The sequence below is a fragment of the Nocardia sp. NPDC050799 genome (assembly GCF_040654015.1).
Taxonomy (GTDB): domain Bacteria; phylum Actinomycetota; class Actinomycetes; order Mycobacteriales; family Mycobacteriaceae; genus Nocardia.
Genome location: NZ_JBFAHF010000005.1, coordinates 191,924 through 205,656 on the forward strand (window position 1 = coordinate 191,924; position 13,733 = coordinate 205,656).

Sequence of the window (13,733 nt, forward strand, 5' to 3'; positions counted from 1 at the left end):
CGCCGAACGCGGAGTTCTCAGCGGTCCAGGTAGAGGCGTTCACAAGGGAGACGTGGGAGGTCGGCCGGGTCCTCACGGAGGACGGCAGCCGTGTGGATGCCGTGGTGTGCGGTCCACTCCTCGAGGAAGCGCTCGGCGGCGGTTGGATGGGCTCGGTAGTCGAGGCGGAGGCCGTGGAGGAAGACCGTGAGGTGGACATCGGCGCCGAACTGTTGGGTTGCGTAGACGCTCATGGCTGCACCTGTTCGAGACCAGTGAGTAGCCGTTGGAGAATCGCGGGGGATGGGCACATGCCCGGGGTGGTCGGCCCGACCGGCGGGTAAGCGAGGTTGCGGGAGACGGCGCGTTCGCGGGGGCTGCGGGTGGCGGGGACGAGTTTGCCGGTTTCGACCAGAAGGGCGAACGCGGCGGCTTTGCGAGGGCAGTCCAAGGGATTGCAGGTCAGGTGGGTCTGCATGACGCGGTGCGCGTCGGCGATGCGCAGCCGGGCGTCGGGCTCGCTGTGCCAGACCTCGGGCAACCAGATGGGTTCGTGTGGATTTTCATGTGGGTTCGTAACGGCTTTCATCCAGAGCTGTCCCGGACACACCGTCATGAGGTCGCAGGTGTCGCAGACCCGGCCGGGATGGTTTTCGAGGTGCGCGAGGTCGGGGGTGATCAGTGTTGTTGTGCCGGTTGCGCACACGATATCGAGGACGTGAGCGATAGCGTCCGGAACGGAGTCGGGGCCGAGTCGGACTATGTAGACCAGCGTGTGATGCTGCCGTCGAGCGAGTCGACGGATAGTCTCCGTGTCGTGGGCCTCATGGGGCGAGAGATCGGTTCGGAGATAGCCGATCGCACGGGGGCGGTGCGCGTGTTGTTTTCCGTCCACCGGACGTAACGTCATCTGTTCTATCCCTTTTCGTAGATGGTGATTTGACCCATGACCGCGCATGGCAATTCCTGCCGGCACGGAAATGCGATTCCGGCAGCCCTTCCTGAGGGTTTGCAATGAAATTATCTGCGCTCGACATTTATTCGAGTTCCCGGCCATCGGGTGGCTACAGTAGACTCCGAAAGCTGTTCGCTGAAAAGACTATTCGGGGACATTTGGCCAGATCGTCAGGCGTCCAGTATGGGTAGGTCCAGAAAACATAGGTCCGTACTGGACCACGACGAGATAGCGAGGGTGGGCATGGCTATTGGTTCGACTCTTCCACGGCGCGCTTTGGGTCGGCGGCTTCGGAAACTGCGGTCCCAGTCCAAGAAGAGTCAGCTGGCTGCCGGGCTGGCGATCGAGGTGTCCAAGCAGGGCATCGGACGCTTGGAGGAAGGCCAGCCGGTCCGGATCAGTACCGCGCAGTTCAGGGATCTGCTGAATTTCTACGGGGCGGCCGAGGACGTGCGCGATGAAGTGCTGGGACTGATCCAAGAGGTGAAAGCAGCAAAAGGGGATCCGTCGAGAGGTTGGTGGCGGGACTATGCCGATGTGGTCAACCCGCACTTCGATCACTTCATGAGCCTGGAGCAGGCGTGCGCGAGCATGACGACGTTCCAACTCACCTTGCTGCCCGGTTTGCTCCAGACCCCGGCCTACCGCCGGTGGATCATGGAGACGACCGAACCGGACATTTCTGCGGCGAACAAGGAGCGGCACCTGGAGTTGATCGCCAGGAGGCAGCGAAAACTAACAGGGACACAGCCGTTTTCATTGGAGCTGTTGCTGTCGGAGGCAGCGCTGAGGCACCAGATCGGCGGTAAACAAGTAATGGGCGAACAGGTCCGTCGGCTGCTGGAAGCCGGTGAACTACCGAACGTAGCGATCCGGGCTATCCCGTTCGGTGTGGGCGGACACTTCGGCCTGATCACTCAATCGTTCACCTTGTTCGAATTCCCGCCACTGCGCGCCGGCCACGTTCCGGAGCCGCCCGTGGTGTTCGTCGAAGGGTTTACCGGAGCGTTGTTCCTGGAAGATGACGACCAGATCGATCGCCATCGAAGAGCAGTGGCAACCCTGCGCGATGTAGCGTTGAGCCCAGAGGACACCAGGTTCCTTATGCGGGAAGTCTTAGAGGAGCATGCCGAGTGAACGATGATCTATCCGGCGCTATCTGGTTCAAGAGCAGCTACAGCCAGCATGGCGGCGACTGCGTGGAGGTCGCTCACCTCGATGAGGCAGTCGGAGTCCGTGACTCGAAGAATGCGACGGGCCCGGTGCTCATGTTCACCCCCGCAGAGTGGGACGGCTTCCTCCGGGATATCTCGTCAGCTACCTGAAGGTTGCCACAATCGATCACGGCTTCTTTCAGCTCAGTTCAGCCATGTGACGCCAGACCCGGAATCATGACGGCCGCGATCGCAAGGACCGGCGATGGATCACAAACAGATGGCCCCGTAGCACCCGGTCGCGGATATCGGTGAGCTTCCCAACGGTGCGGCCAGGCCCGGGTGGGAGACTGCGGGCCGGTTGTTCGCTGTGACGATCTCGTTCTCATGCAGTACACCCCCACCCGGTGCTCCCCCATCTTCGCGCCGCAGTTGTTTACGCGAGTGAATCAGACATGGTCAAACGATATGGCCCAGCATCTGCTCCGATGCCGGGCCATATCAAGCATGGGCCAGTCCGCCACGTCCCAGACATGATGACTGTGGCTATTGGTCGATGACCTGCGTCCCCCCCGCCGCATTGTCATGCCAACCCTGCTTCGTCGGGCTCGAGCTGATCGTGAACGCGATGGCAATCGCCGCGACGAACCACAGCAGCCCGCCCACCCACGGGATCAGGTTGAGCAGCATGTAGGCGTTGCGGACCGCGGAGTCCTTGAGGCTGGGTTTCGGTGCCCTGCCCGACCCGTTGACGTGCAGGCCGAGGAGTTTCTTGCCCGGTGTCGAGCCGGAGGACACTTCGAAGAGAACGAAGTAGAGCCAGCCGAAGGCGGCACCGGGGAGGACCGAGACCCAGTCGGGGAGGTCCCAAACCGTGCCGAGGAGCCAGAAGAAGAGGGCGCCGATGATGCCGGCGATGATCCAGTCGACGAACCTGGCTACCGCGCGTTTGCCCAGGCCGGCTGGTTTGATGCTGCTGGCGGGGCTTGCTGTGGGGCTGTATGCGGGGTCGAATCCACCTGCGGTCATCACGCCTCCTAGCGAACGCTGTGTGGCTCCGGGTGCCTGTCACGTGCTCACGGCATGTCGATTTTCAAGGATTCCACGGCGGGGGCGGCAGCGGCGGTGTCGACACTGTTTCGTGTCCATCTCGCAGTACGGACTCAATACGGCTGATAACGGAAAGTGACAGGTAGGACGCACGCGGCGCGGTAGGAGGAAGCGGGCCGACGAGCAGTTCATTGCATCGGTGAGCGAGGTCTGCGACTCCCGGTCGTGCGCCGCAGCGCCAGCGCGATCACGGACTCGGACGCGCTACGGGCAATCGACTGCTGTTACTTCTTGCGGCCCACGGCCGCATAGCCACCACGAGTCAACCACCTCCGGCCGGACCGTACCGCTCGGAAACGCTTGTGCCGCCACTGTTTCGCCAACAGGTCGCACCATCACTCCGACGATGGATGCGGGACCGTCACCACACCCAGGGTGAGCTGACGACGGCCGCTCCCGGGCGGATTGCGCACCAGGGGGTCGAAAAGTTCGCGGAGTCCCTGGTGAATGCGGGCGAGTTCGTCCTCGTCGACCCAGAGCGGAGCCACCATTGCCCGGCGCGACCATCGCCGTCACCGATTCGGTCGTGACCTTGGCGGCGATCAGCGAGACGCACTTCGTCGAAACGATCCCGGACCAGGGAGAATACCGAGACCTCATCTTCCTCGAACCCGACACCACCGGACGCTTCGGTCTCCTGCACAACAGCCGTGCCGTACCGCGTATCGCATCGTAACCCGCAGTCCGAAGGGTTCCGTCACGACGAAGAAGCGGGCGGGGCAACGGCCCGCGCTCTGTCGATTCCACAGCAGTGCGAACATTCGCGGAGATAGCGACGGGCATCGCAACCGTCGGCGATATCGCGGATCAGCCGGGCGAAGCGCTGCGGTCCGGCCAACGGTCCGCGCGCGGCTACCCCCGCAGGTTGCGGTCGAACAAGGCCAGTAGTTCGCGGTAGTGCCTCTCGGCGAACTCGGCGTCGTAGGCGGCGGTATCCGCCTGGGTGTAGCCGTGTTTCGCGCCCTCGTAGACCTCGGTGCGGTGCCGCTCACCGGCCGCCTCGACTGACTTGTCGAACTGGTCGAAATGGTCGGGCGCCTTGTGCACGTCTTCGCCGGCATGGGCGAAATACAATTCTCCCGTGATCTTTCCGACGAGCAGATGCGGACTGTCCGCGCTCTCGGTGACCAGCGGGCCGCCGTGGAATCCGGCCACCGCCGCGACCCGATCGGGGAACCCGGCCGCGACCAGCACCGCGAGTCGCGCACCCATGCAGTAGCCGGTGACACCGACCTTTCCCGCGGCGACCTGCGGCGCCGCGGCCAGCCAGGCGAGGTAGGCGCCGGCATCGGACCGCAGCAGCTCGGGGGTCAGCTCGCGGATCATCGGGAAGAGTTGCTGGAAGATCTCCGGCCGTGCCTCCGGGTCGATGAAATCCGGTAGTTCGAGCACCGGCGCGGGACCGTGCCGGTAGAAGGCGTTCGGCAGCAAGACGGTGTAGCCGTGCGCGGCGATACGGTCGGCCAGGGCTCGCAGGCTGGGCCGCACCCCGAAACCGTCCTGGATCAGCAGTACTCCCGGATGGGCGGCCCCGTCGCCGGGGTGGGTGACGTACGCGTCGGCGACACCGTCAGGGGTCTGGATGTCGACCGACATACCGTGGACTTCAGTCATTGTGAAACCTCCTGTGGTGTCGAGCGTTCTCGAACATACCGGGTTCGGCTCGGCCGATGCGATACGGCGTCGAGCCCGGTCTGGGGCCTACTGATCGTCGCTGGGCGCGGATACTGCCGTTCCGCGCCCCCGGCGTCGGCATGGTTCGCCGACTCCCCAGCGTCCGTTCAGCTCGTACGTGAACGGGCCTGTCCGCCTTCCGCCTCCTGGTCGAACCGGGTGCGGGCGAATTCGACCTCGGGCAGTGTGCCGGTGGCCCAGTGCAGGAGTGCGTCGATGAGGTCCTGTAGCGACCGGCCGAGCGGCGTCAGCCGGTACTCGACCGCGATGGGCCGGGTACTCGTGACGATCCGATCGACCATCCCGTTGCGTTCCAGCCGCCGCAACGCGGCGGTGAGCGACTTCTGCGTCACCAACGGGATGGCCCGGCGGAGGTCGTTGAAGCGCAGCGACCCGTGCTCGCACAGCGCGTCGAGGATTTGGAGCGACCATTTGTCGAGGACCTGATCGAGCAGTTCGCGGTGGGCCTGCGTGAGTTGCGGGCTGCCCGGGGGCAGTGGCGCGGTTTCCGGCATGACACCTAGTCTCGTTGAAGTTCCCTTCGGACACCAGGTAGACATCAGATACCTGTTCGATCAGTGAAAGGGACCACCATGACAGTGCAGCTGCTCACCCCCGAAGGCATGTTCGCCCCTGTTCCGTACCACCATGTCTCGATCGCTTCCGGCGCCCGTCAGGTGCACATCGCCGGCCAGATCGCGCGCGACGCGGCCGGCAATCCCGTCGCGACCGGCGACCTCGCCGGTCAGGTCGCGCACGCCCTCCGCAGTACGGCACGCGGGCTGGCGGGGGCGGGCGCGAGTTTCGCCGATGTTGTCCGGTTGCGCTTCTTCGTCACGCACTGGACCCCGGACAAGTACGACGACTTCGTCGCGGGGATCGAGCGCGTCGTCGAGGAGCTCGGGATACCTCAACCGTTGCCGCCCTTGTCGGCGATCGGTGTGGACTACCTGTTCGAGCCCGATGTGCTGGTCGAGGTGGAGGCGTACGCCGTGCTGGACTGAGTGGTATGAGAAGCGGCGCCCGAACGTTACCCGTGCAGGGTGGGACGGTAGATGAGCTCTTGGATATTGCCGTCGAGCGTCCGGCTCTCGATCAGCTCCAGATCGAAATCGGCCGCGCCGCCGAAGATCGGGTCCGTGCCGGTCCGCCCGGTGATCACCGGGAAAATCGTCACCTGCACCCGGTCGACCAGACCGGCGGCCAGCAGCGCCCAGTTCATCGACAAGCTGCCGTGTGACCGCAACGGCAACTCGGACTCCTCTTTGAGCCGGGCGACGATCTCGACGGCGTCTCCGCTCGCGATGGTCGCGTCCGGCCAGTCGAGCGGCCCTTCCAGGGTGCTCGACACCACCGTCGCGGGCAGGTTCCGCATCCGGGTGACCCAGGGGTCACCCACCCCGGACTCCTCGGTGCCGGAGCCCAGCATCTCCACGAACTGACGAAAAGTATTGGCACCGAATATCATTCGCTGCTCGGTGCCGAATAGTTCGAATCGGCGGTCGAGCAGTTCGGGGCCCTGTTTACCCCAGTAGCCGCCCCAGTCGCCGTCTTCTCCGTAGGAGCCGTAGCCGTCGAGGCTGGAGAAAACGTCGAAGGTGTAGGTGGCGGTCATATGCTCTCCTCGGGTGCGGTGATCGGGCACGTACAGGTACAGACGCGGAACCACGGCGAAACTCATCGGGGGGCCGGGGCTCCGGATACCGCCGAGGCGGTCACCGCGAGCGCCGCATCGGCGGGGCCTGGGCATCGGACCGACCGACCCCCGACGACACGACGCCGGAAGCAAGGTCACCGCGACCCCCGTCGCGCCCGGGATCATCGATCTCACCCTGTACACCGACGCCGCGTCGGAGACGGGCTACGAACAGCAGTTCCGGGTGTCCTGGACGAACCTCGACACCGGTCGCAGCGGGGTCGGTGACGAAACCGCCCACGTGCAGGGGCCGGACAACGTGATTCCCATTCCCGGTGTCGAAACCAAACCCGGCCGGGTCGCTTTTGTACTGAGCGTCTCCAACCACGGATCGGACCAATGCCGCCTACTGGATCCTCATCTTCTCCGCCTTCATCCTCATGGCGGGCGGGGTGTCGTCGCTGTGCGCGGAATTCAAAGCCAATACGGTCGAGACGGTTTTCGGCATCCAGACCCGCCGCCGGCTCCTTCCCGATCGCGAAACCGATCGTCTTCGGTGTGATCGCCGCCGTGACCGCCGCAGGATCTACTTCGCGGTGGTCTGCGTGGCGATCTTCGCGATCGGTACGATGCGGCTGTCCCGCACAGACACAAGAGGTTACTGACCCCATCCGCGAAACACTGCACTCAACTCCTCCCGTGAAAAATTGGGCCAGGGTTCAGAATGCCGAGATAGCCGTTTGTGGTACAAGTCGACAAATTTCTCGTACTGGCCCGGATCGGTGACACCCGGCATTACATCGGGGGACATCGCCATTACTCTCCAGTCCTGAATATCACGGTACATGCGAAGGGCAGCTTCGGCATCAACGGCAGGATTCACGGACGATATCCGCTCGGCCCACATCGCCGTGGCCTGTGCGCGGACCGTCTCGTCATTCAACGAACGATCAAGGAAGAACGCTCCGTCATAGATCGAATCACTGGGTCCGGCGTTCTCCAGATCGAAAAGCCACACTTCCATTTTTCCGTTCCTTGCATCGAGATTGACGTTGCCCGGATACATGTCGTTGTGGCCGAAGACGACCGGTTCACCGAAACGACTACGGTCCGGCCGAACATACTCGGACAGCGGGCCTAGGCCGAGTTCGTCGAGCTTCGCCCGCCGATCCGGTGGGAGGCGGTGATACTCGTCGTCGGCATGCTGGATCATCTGCCGTTGCCACTCCGGTATATCCATTTCCATTCCTTTCGGTACGGGGCGTGGAGACATCGGATGCACCTGATCCAAAATTTCGGGCAGACAACTCATCAGCTCGGGATCATCGACCTTCAGCGTTCTACCGGGAATAGGCTGCATAATTGTGAATGCCCGACCGGTGACCGAATCCACCCCGGCATGGAGGACCCTGGGTGTTCTCATGCCATGATCGCGTCCGTACGCTATCGCCGTGTTCTCGGGCATCCATTTCTTCATGAAAGTCACGGTTGGCTCATCTTTATTGGAACGCATCACAGCTGGACCAGAGCTCGTATCGATCAGATGCACCCTGTTACCGGTTCCGGCGAAATCCGGTTTCCGATCACGGACCTGGTCGCACAGCTCCTGAGCTTCTTCCAGGGATATCTCGACTCGCTTCGCGTCCGGATCGTGGAACGGCCCCCGCGTGCTCGAGCCGTATGCGGACTCTTCGGTGGCGGTATTGCGGTCCGTGTGCGCAGCCGGACCGATCTTGTACACCTCGGGTGCGAGCCGCTCGTCCTGGTGCTGGACTCGTTCGAGGTGGTTCCGTATGTGGTCCGGGAATTCGTGATGCTTTCTGCTGAACTGAGGAGCGGTCCTGTCCACGAGCGCGTCGGCGATGCGTTCGGCCGCATGCAGCATTTCCGCGATGACCCTATCGTCGCCCAACCTAGCCATCGAAGGTTTCCGTTGCCGGTGACCGGGCGCTCAGGCAGCGAAGTAGAAGGTGGCGGCGAGCGCGCTGTCGAACGCGGCGGGCACAGTCCCGCGGTGCACGAACGGTCGGAGGGTAGATACTGGCTGAAACCGTCTGGTCAGCGCCACCTCGTCCCCTCACTGTGGGTTGGCCCACGGTTCCGTTCGTCGATCAATTCGATGTGAATCGTAACTGCAGCCAAAAGTCCGTCGTCGTCCATCGGCAGTGAAATCCGCTACCGATAGTGCTCCGCCGCTGGTTCCCGGACACCGAATCGTCGAGCTCGCACAGCGCGTCGAGGATTTGGAGCGACCATTTGTCGAGGACCTGATCGAGCAGTTCGCGGTGGTTGTGGGTGAGTTGCGGGTACCCGATGGCAGCGGCGCGGTTTCCGGCATGACACCTGGTTTCGTTGAAGTTCCCTTCGGGCACCAGATCGGTGTGGACTACCTGTTCGAGCCGGATGTGCTGGTCGAGGTCGAGGCATTCGCCGTACTCGACTGAGTGGGACCCGCCGGCGAACCATGCCCTCCCGAACACACAGATGGGCCCGTTCGCGATCTTGCGAACGGACCCATCGATGTGGTGTCCGGACTACGCGGTTTCGGTGATCGGCCGGTCCACCCAGCTCATCAGATCGCGCAGCTTCTTACCGGTGACCTCGATCGGGTGCTCGGCGTTCTGCTTGCGCAGGCCCTCGAGCTCCTTGTTACCACCCTCGACATTGGCGACCAGCCGCTTGACGAAGCTGCCGTCCTGGATGTCCTTGAGGATGTCCTGCATCCGCTTCTTGGTGTCGGCGTCGATGACCCGCGGGCCCGACAGATAGCCACCGAATTCGGCGGTGTCGGAGACCGAGTAGTTCATCCGGGCGATACCGCCCTCGTACATCAGGTCGACGATCAGCTTCAGCTCGTGCAGCACCTCGAAGTAGGCCATCTCCGGGGCGTAGCCGGCCTCGACCATGACCTCGAAACCGGTCTTCACCAGTTCCTCGGTGCCACCGCACAGCACGGCCTGCTCACCGAAGAGGTCGGTTTCGGTCTCTTCCTTGAAGGTGGTCTTGATGACGCCGGCGCGGGTGCCACCGATGCCCTTGGCGTAGGACAGCGCCAAGGCCTGGCCCTCGCCCTTCGGGTCCTGCTCGATGGCGATCAGAGCGGGGACACCCTTGCCGTCGACGAACTGGCGGCGCACCAGGTGGCCGGGGCCTTTGGGGGCGACCATGCCGATGGTGATCTCGGCGCCCGGCTTGATCAGGCCGAAGTGGATGTTGAGGCCGTGCCCGAAGAACAGCGCGTCGCCGTCCTTCAGGTTGGGCTCGATGTCATTGGTGAAGATCGAGGCCTGCGCGGTGTCGGGGGCGAGCAGCATGATGACGTCGGCCCACTCCGAAACCTCGGCGGGAGTGCCGACGGTGAGCCCGGCCTCTTCGGCCTTGGCCCGCGACTTGGAGCCTTCCTTGAGGCCGATGCGGACCTCGACGCCGGAGTCGCGCAGGCTCAGCGAATGCGCGTGACCCTGGCTGCCGTAGCCGATCACCGCGACCTTGCGGCCCTGGATGATCGACAGGTCGGCATCGTCGTCGTAGAACATCTCGACTGCCACTTGGTGGTATCCCTTCTGACTTATTCGAACCCGCGAAACGCGGGAAACGGTAAACGAGGCACATAACGTGGCCGGGTGCGGGGTGCGCCCGGCCACGGGTTAGCGGGTGGCGGTGATCGACTTGGGTCCGCGGCCCACGGCCACCACCCCGGATTGCACAATCTCCCGGATGCCGTACGGCTCGAGCATGCGCAGCAGCGCGTCGAGCTTGGACCGGGTGCCGGTCGCCTCGACGGTGAGCGCGTCGGGCGAGACGTCGATGACCTTGGCGCGGAACAGGTTGACCGATTCGATCACCTGGGTGCGCACGCTGGCGTCGGCGCGAACCTTCACCAGGATCAGCTCGCGGGCCACGGAGGACTCCGGGTCCTGTTCGACGATCTTGATCACGTTCACCAGCTTGTTGAGCTGTTTGGTGACCTGTTCCAGCGGCAGATCGTCCACGGTGACCACGATGGTCATCCGGGAGATCTCCTTGACCTCGGTCGCGCCGACGGCCAGCGATTCGATATTGAATCCGCGCCGGGAGAACAGGCTGGCCACCCGGGCCAGCACGCCGGGCTTGTCCTCGACCAGGACACTGAGGGTGTGGGTGGTGCTCATGACGGGTTCCCCTCGGTCTCGGCCTGCTCGCGGTTCATGGCCTCGTGGATGATGGCGGGTTCGGCGGCCTGCTCGTCCTCGTCGAACAGCGGGCGGATACCGCGCGCGGCCATGATCTCGTCGTTGCTGGTGCCGGCGGCGACCATCGGCCACACCTGGGCGTCCTTGCCGACGATGAAATCGATCACCACGGGACGGTCGTTGATCGACTGGGCCTCGCGGATCGCGGCCTCGACGTCCTCTTCCCTCTCCACCCGGATGCCGTGGCAGCCCAAGGCCTCGGCGAGCTTCACGAAATCGGGGATACGCAGACCGTGGGTCTTGAGGTCGGTATTGGAGTAGCGCTGGTCGTAGAACAGGGTCTGCCACTGGCGGACCATGCCCAGGTTGCCGTTGTTGATCAGCGCGACCTTGATCGGCACACCCTCCACCGAGCAGGTGGCGAGTTCCTGATTGGTCATCTGGAAGCAGCCGTCACCGTCGACCGCCCACACCTCACGGTCGGGCCGGCCCATCTTGGCGCCCATCGCGGCGGGAACCGCGTACCCCATGGTCCCGGCGCCGCCGGAGTTCAGCCAGGTCCGCGGCTTCTCGTACTTGATGAACTGGGCGGCCCACATCTGGTGCTGGCCGACGCCGGCGCAGTAGATGGCGTCGGGGCCGGCCAGGCGGCCCAGGGTCTCGATGACGTACTCCGGCGACACCGACCCGTCCGACGGCTTGCTCCAGCCGAGCGGATAGGAGTCGCGGATGCCGTCGAGGTAGGCCCGCCAGGCGGTCAGGTCGAGTTCGAAACCGGCCGGGTCGGCGCGCAGGGTCTCGATGAGTTCGGTGATCACCTCGCGGCAGTCGCCGACGATCGGCACATCGGCGTGCCGGTTCTTACCGATCTCGGCCGGGTCGATATCGGCGTGGATCACTTTGGCGCCGGGCGCAAAGGAGTCCAACTTTCCGGTGACGCGATCGTCGAACCGGGCGCCGAGGGTGACCAGCAGATCCGATTTCTGCAGGGCGGCCACCGCGGCCACGGTGCCGTGCATACCCGGCATACCCATATTGAGTTCGTGACTGTCGGGGAACGCGCCGCGCGCCATCAGGGTGGTGACCACCGGGATACCGGTGAGCTCGGCGAGCTCCAGCAGTTCGGCCGATGCTTCGGACTTGATCACACCGCCGCCGACGTAGAGCACGGGCTGGGTGGACTCGGCGATCAGCCGGGCGGCCTCGCGCACCTGCTTACCGTGCGGTTTGGTGACCGGACGGTAGCCGGGCAGCCGCATCTCCGGCGGCCAGCCGAAGGTCGTCTGCTCCTGCAGCACATCTTTGGGGATGTCCACCAGCACCACCCCGGGCCGTCCGCTGGAGGCCAGGTAGAAGGCCTCGGCGAGGATGCGCGGGATATCGGCGCCCTCTTTGATCAGGAAATTGTGTTTGGTGATCGGCATGGTGATGCCCGAGATATCGGCTTCCTGGAAGGCGTCGGTGCCGATCAGGCTACGGCCGACCTGACCGGTGATCGCGACCATCGGCACCGAATCCATCTGGGCGTCCGCGATCGGGGTCACCAGATTGGTCGCGCCGGGACCGGAGGTCGCCATACACACCCCGACCTTGCCGGTCGCCTGGGCGTATCCGGTGGCCGCGTGGCCGGCGCCCTGCTCATGCCGCACGAGCACATGGCGCACCTTGGTGGAATCGAACAGCGGATCGTAGAGCGGGAGAACGGCGCCACCCGGAATGCCGAATACGGTGTCGACGCCGAGCTCCTCGAGGGAGCGGACGACGGACTGCGCGCCGGTGACCCGCTCGGGCGGGACCTGGCGGCGATTCGCCGGGGTGGTCGGAGCGCCGGCCGGAGCCGACGGGTTCGAAGGCGCGGGCCTGCGGGCCGCGGGCCCGGGCCGGGTAGTTGGTGCGCTCACCGTCTTGGTTCCTTACTGCTTGTCGTTCACTGGTCCCGACATAAAAAAGCCCCCGACAGCCGGCGGCTGTTCGAGGGTGGCGCGTCGCAGTGCGAGCTGACGTATTCGACTCCGGATCGTCTGGCTCAGCGCTGGACGCGCCGGCCGATTACGAGCAACTCGTTTCGATTCACGCGCATGACGGTATGTGTGCGTGTGGTGCGGAGTCAAACAGCTGACCGCCGACTTCCCATTATGTGGGAAGGTAGCGGGTGCTCACGCCGGTCCACCATGATGCGAGGATGGTGAGGTGTCATCACCGCATCAGTCCGTGCCACCTCCTGAATCGTCCCACAACCCCGCTGCCGCGGAGGTAACGGGTGCGGATACGGCGCCGCCCGGACCGCGGCGTGTGATCCGCACGACAGGTCTGTCCTATCTCGGCGTGTTCATTCTCGCGATGTGCGTGTTCTTCCCCATCGTCGGCTGGCCGGCCGGGTTCTTCTGGCTCGCGCTGATCCCCCTTGCCGTGCTCGTCTGGATCGTACGGACACAGACGACGGTCTCGCCGGCCGGACTTGACCTGCGTTCGGTCTTCTCCTCCCGGCACATCGACTGGGCACAGGTGAAAGGCCTGAGCATCCCCAAACGGGGGTTCGTCCGCGTCCATCTGGGCGACGACAGCGAGGTGCCGCTGCCGGCGGTGAGCTACGACCGGCTGCGTGACCTGGTGGACGCCTCCGGCGGGCGTATCCCGGACCCGTTCGCGGTCCCCGACCCGGCCCCGCCCGCCTCCGACACTGCCACCACCGACGTCACCGCGTCCGATGACGCCGCCCCCGGCACCGACGACGCGACGCCCGGCACCGAAGCCGGCAGCCCCGCGCCCGCCGACGCGACGTCCGACGACTCGGCACCCGCCGACGCCGCAGCCGATGACGCGACGCCGCGTGACGCGGGTTCCCGGGATGCGGCGCCGGGCGACTCGACGTCCGACCGGCCCGCGGCCGGTGGCTCCGGAAAGACCGGCGCCGACTCCAACGACTCCTGACCCACCTCCTGGGCTGCCGATACCGGCCCCGGGCCCACTTCCGAACGGGAGTAGCCTGGAAAATCGCCGATCGCACCCGACCGCGGTCCCCGCGCCGGGCGATACGGCGCTGTCGCAACTTT

Annotated in this window: 18 protein-coding genes; 7 read left to right on the top strand and 11 right to left on the bottom strand. The window is 64.7% G+C overall.

The window, feature by feature from the left end; translation table 11 throughout:
- Positions 1-17: 17 nt before the first annotated feature.
- Entirely contained in the window at positions 18-233 is a 216-nt protein-coding gene (locus AB0H42_RS07855; RefSeq protein WP_357051449.1) for a hypothetical protein, read from the bottom strand.
- Complete coding sequence (locus AB0H42_RS07860) at positions 230-937, bottom strand: hypothetical protein (protein WP_357051452.1); 708 nt, start codon at positions 935-937, stop codon at positions 230-232. The genes AB0H42_RS07855 and AB0H42_RS07860 overlap by 4 nt, the downstream gene beginning before the upstream one ends.
- A gap of 240 nt (positions 938-1,177) precedes the next feature.
- Here AB0H42_RS07860 and AB0H42_RS07865 point away from each other — a divergent pair, with 240 nt between their 5' ends.
- Positions 1,178-2,071, top strand: a complete 894-nt coding sequence (locus AB0H42_RS07865; protein ID WP_357051455.1) for a helix-turn-helix transcriptional regulator — start codon at positions 1,178-1,180, stop codon at positions 2,069-2,071.
- A complete protein-coding gene (locus tag AB0H42_RS07870; RefSeq protein WP_357051458.1) occupies positions 2,068-2,259 on the top strand; it encodes a DUF397 domain-containing protein in 192 nt (63 codons plus the stop codon). Before AB0H42_RS07865 ends, AB0H42_RS07870 begins: the two co-directional genes overlap by 4 nt.
- 375 nt (positions 2,260-2,634) lie before the next feature.
- Here the strand turns inward: AB0H42_RS07870 and AB0H42_RS07875 are convergent, their stop codons facing one another.
- Both AB0H42_RS07875 and AB0H42_RS07880 read right to left on the bottom strand, forming a co-directional pair.
- Entirely contained in the window at positions 2,635-3,117 is a 483-nt protein-coding gene (locus AB0H42_RS07875) for an RDD family protein (RefSeq protein WP_357051461.1), read from the bottom strand.
- A 416-nt stretch (positions 3,118-3,533) separates the two neighbouring features.
- Positions 3,534-3,689 (bottom strand): hypothetical protein, encoded by a 156-nt coding sequence (locus AB0H42_RS07880; RefSeq protein WP_357051464.1) that lies wholly within the window; start codon positions 3,687-3,689, stop codon positions 3,534-3,536.
- On the opposite strand from AB0H42_RS07880, the gene AB0H42_RS07885 reads away from it, so the two are divergent.
- Positions 3,689-3,874, top strand: a complete 186-nt coding sequence (locus AB0H42_RS07885; RefSeq protein ID WP_357051467.1) for a hypothetical protein — start codon at positions 3,689-3,691, stop codon at positions 3,872-3,874. The two genes, AB0H42_RS07880 and AB0H42_RS07885, sit on opposite strands and share 1 nt — an antisense overlap.
- Positions 3,875-4,050: 176 nt before the next feature.
- Here the strand turns inward: AB0H42_RS07885 and AB0H42_RS07890 are convergent, their stop codons facing one another.
- The gene (locus AB0H42_RS07890) at positions 4,051-4,812 is read right to left on the bottom strand and encodes a dienelactone hydrolase family protein (protein WP_357051470.1); all 762 of its coding nucleotides are present in this window, start codon (positions 4,810-4,812) and stop codon (positions 4,051-4,053) included.
- A 167-nt stretch (positions 4,813-4,979) separates the two neighbouring features.
- Complete coding sequence (locus AB0H42_RS07895) at positions 4,980-5,387, bottom strand: helix-turn-helix domain-containing protein (protein ID WP_357051473.1); 408 nt, start codon at positions 5,385-5,387, stop codon at positions 4,980-4,982.
- Positions 5,388-5,465: 78 nt separating this feature from the next.
- Between AB0H42_RS07895 and AB0H42_RS07900 the strand changes: the two genes are divergently transcribed.
- The gene (locus tag AB0H42_RS07900; protein WP_357051476.1) at positions 5,466-5,876 is read left to right on the top strand and encodes a RidA family protein; all 411 of its coding nucleotides are present in this window, start codon (positions 5,466-5,468) and stop codon (positions 5,874-5,876) included.
- 26 nt (positions 5,877-5,902) lie between these two features.
- Here AB0H42_RS07900 and AB0H42_RS07905 read toward each other — a convergent pair whose 3' ends face one another.
- Positions 5,903-6,487, bottom strand: a complete 585-nt coding sequence (locus tag AB0H42_RS07905) for a dihydrofolate reductase family protein (RefSeq protein ID WP_357051478.1) — start codon at positions 6,485-6,487, stop codon at positions 5,903-5,905.
- A 461-nt stretch (positions 6,488-6,948) separates the two neighbouring features.
- Here AB0H42_RS07905 and AB0H42_RS07910 point away from each other — a divergent pair, with 461 nt between their 5' ends.
- Positions 6,949-7,173: a hypothetical protein gene (locus AB0H42_RS07910; protein WP_357051481.1), complete on the top strand. Its 225-nt coding sequence runs from the start codon at positions 6,949-6,951 to the stop codon at positions 7,171-7,173.
- Here the strand turns inward: AB0H42_RS07910 and AB0H42_RS07915 are convergent.
- Positions 7,167-8,429: a phosphotransferase gene (locus AB0H42_RS07915; protein WP_357051484.1), complete on the bottom strand. Its 1,263-nt coding sequence runs from the start codon at positions 8,427-8,429 to the stop codon at positions 7,167-7,169. The genes AB0H42_RS07910 and AB0H42_RS07915 overlap by 7 nt on opposite strands.
- 322 nt (positions 8,430-8,751) lie before the next feature.
- Here AB0H42_RS07915 and AB0H42_RS07920 point away from each other — a divergent pair, with 322 nt between their 5' ends.
- Positions 8,752-8,952 carry a hypothetical protein gene (locus tag AB0H42_RS07920; protein ID WP_357051487.1) on the top strand — a complete coding sequence of 67 codons (201 nt, stop codon included), beginning with the start codon at positions 8,752-8,754 and terminating at the stop codon, positions 8,950-8,952.
- Positions 8,953-9,042: 90 nt separating this feature from the next.
- On the opposite strand, the gene ilvC is transcribed toward AB0H42_RS07920, so the two are convergent.
- From ilvC to AB0H42_RS07935, 3 genes are all read right to left on the bottom strand, one after another.
- A complete protein-coding gene (gene ilvC, locus AB0H42_RS07925) occupies positions 9,043-10,044 on the bottom strand; it encodes a ketol-acid reductoisomerase (RefSeq protein WP_357051686.1) in 1,002 nt (333 codons plus the stop codon).
- A 111-nt stretch (positions 10,045-10,155) separates the two neighbouring features.
- The gene (gene ilvN / locus AB0H42_RS07930; RefSeq protein ID WP_063126766.1) at positions 10,156-10,659 is read right to left on the bottom strand and encodes an acetolactate synthase small subunit; all 504 of its coding nucleotides are present in this window, start codon (positions 10,657-10,659) and stop codon (positions 10,156-10,158) included.
- Entirely contained in the window at positions 10,656-12,581 is a 1,926-nt protein-coding gene (locus AB0H42_RS07935) for an acetolactate synthase large subunit (RefSeq protein WP_357051491.1), read from the bottom strand. The genes ilvN and AB0H42_RS07935 overlap by 4 nt, the downstream gene beginning before the upstream one ends.
- A 391-nt stretch (positions 12,582-12,972) precedes the next feature.
- Between AB0H42_RS07935 and AB0H42_RS07940 the strand changes: the two genes are divergently transcribed.
- Positions 12,973-13,611, top strand: coding sequence for a PH domain-containing protein (locus AB0H42_RS07940; RefSeq protein WP_357051494.1), 639 nt, complete (start codon positions 12,973-12,975; stop codon positions 13,609-13,611).
- Positions 13,612-13,733: the final 122 nt, after the last annotated feature.

Excerpts from the sequence above, each read along its gene's own strand:
- AB0H42_RS07855 (WP_357051449.1), bottom strand. The coding sequence starts at position 233 with ATGAGCGTCTACGCAACCCAACAGTTCGGCGCCGATGTCCACCTCACG.
- AB0H42_RS07860 (WP_357051452.1), bottom strand. The coding sequence starts at position 937 with ATGCGCGGTCATGGGTCAAATCACCATCTACGAAAAGGGATAGAACAG.
- AB0H42_RS07865 (WP_357051455.1), top strand. The coding sequence starts at position 1,178 with ATGGCTATTGGTTCGACTCTTCCACGGCGCGCTTTGGGTCGGCGGCTT.
- AB0H42_RS07875 (WP_357051461.1), bottom strand. The coding sequence starts at position 3,117 with ATGACCGCAGGTGGATTCGACCCCGCATACAGCCCCACAGCAAGCCCC.
- AB0H42_RS07880 (WP_357051464.1), bottom strand. The coding sequence starts at position 3,689 with ATGGTGGCTCCGCTCTGGGTCGACGAGGACGAACTCGCCCGCATTCAC.
- AB0H42_RS07890 (WP_357051470.1), bottom strand. The coding sequence starts at position 4,812 with ATGACTGAAGTCCACGGTATGTCGGTCGACATCCAGACCCCTGACGGT.
- AB0H42_RS07895 (WP_357051473.1), bottom strand. The coding sequence starts at position 5,387 with ATGCCGGAAACCGCGCCACTGCCCCCGGGCAGCCCGCAACTCACGCAG.
- AB0H42_RS07900 (WP_357051476.1), top strand. The coding sequence starts at position 5,466 with ATGACAGTGCAGCTGCTCACCCCCGAAGGCATGTTCGCCCCTGTTCCG.
- AB0H42_RS07905 (WP_357051478.1), bottom strand. The coding sequence starts at position 6,487 with ATGACCGCCACCTACACCTTCGACGTTTTCTCCAGCCTCGACGGCTAC.
- AB0H42_RS07910 (WP_357051481.1), top strand. The coding sequence starts at position 6,949 with ATGGCGGGCGGGGTGTCGTCGCTGTGCGCGGAATTCAAAGCCAATACG.
- AB0H42_RS07915 (WP_357051484.1), bottom strand. The coding sequence starts at position 8,429 with ATGGCTAGGTTGGGCGACGATAGGGTCATCGCGGAAATGCTGCATGCG.
- ilvC (WP_357051686.1), bottom strand. The coding sequence starts at position 10,044 with ATGTTCTACGACGACGATGCCGACCTGTCGATCATCCAGGGCCGCAAG.
- ilvN (WP_063126766.1), bottom strand. The coding sequence starts at position 10,659 with ATGAGCACCACCCACACCCTCAGTGTCCTGGTCGAGGACAAGCCCGGC.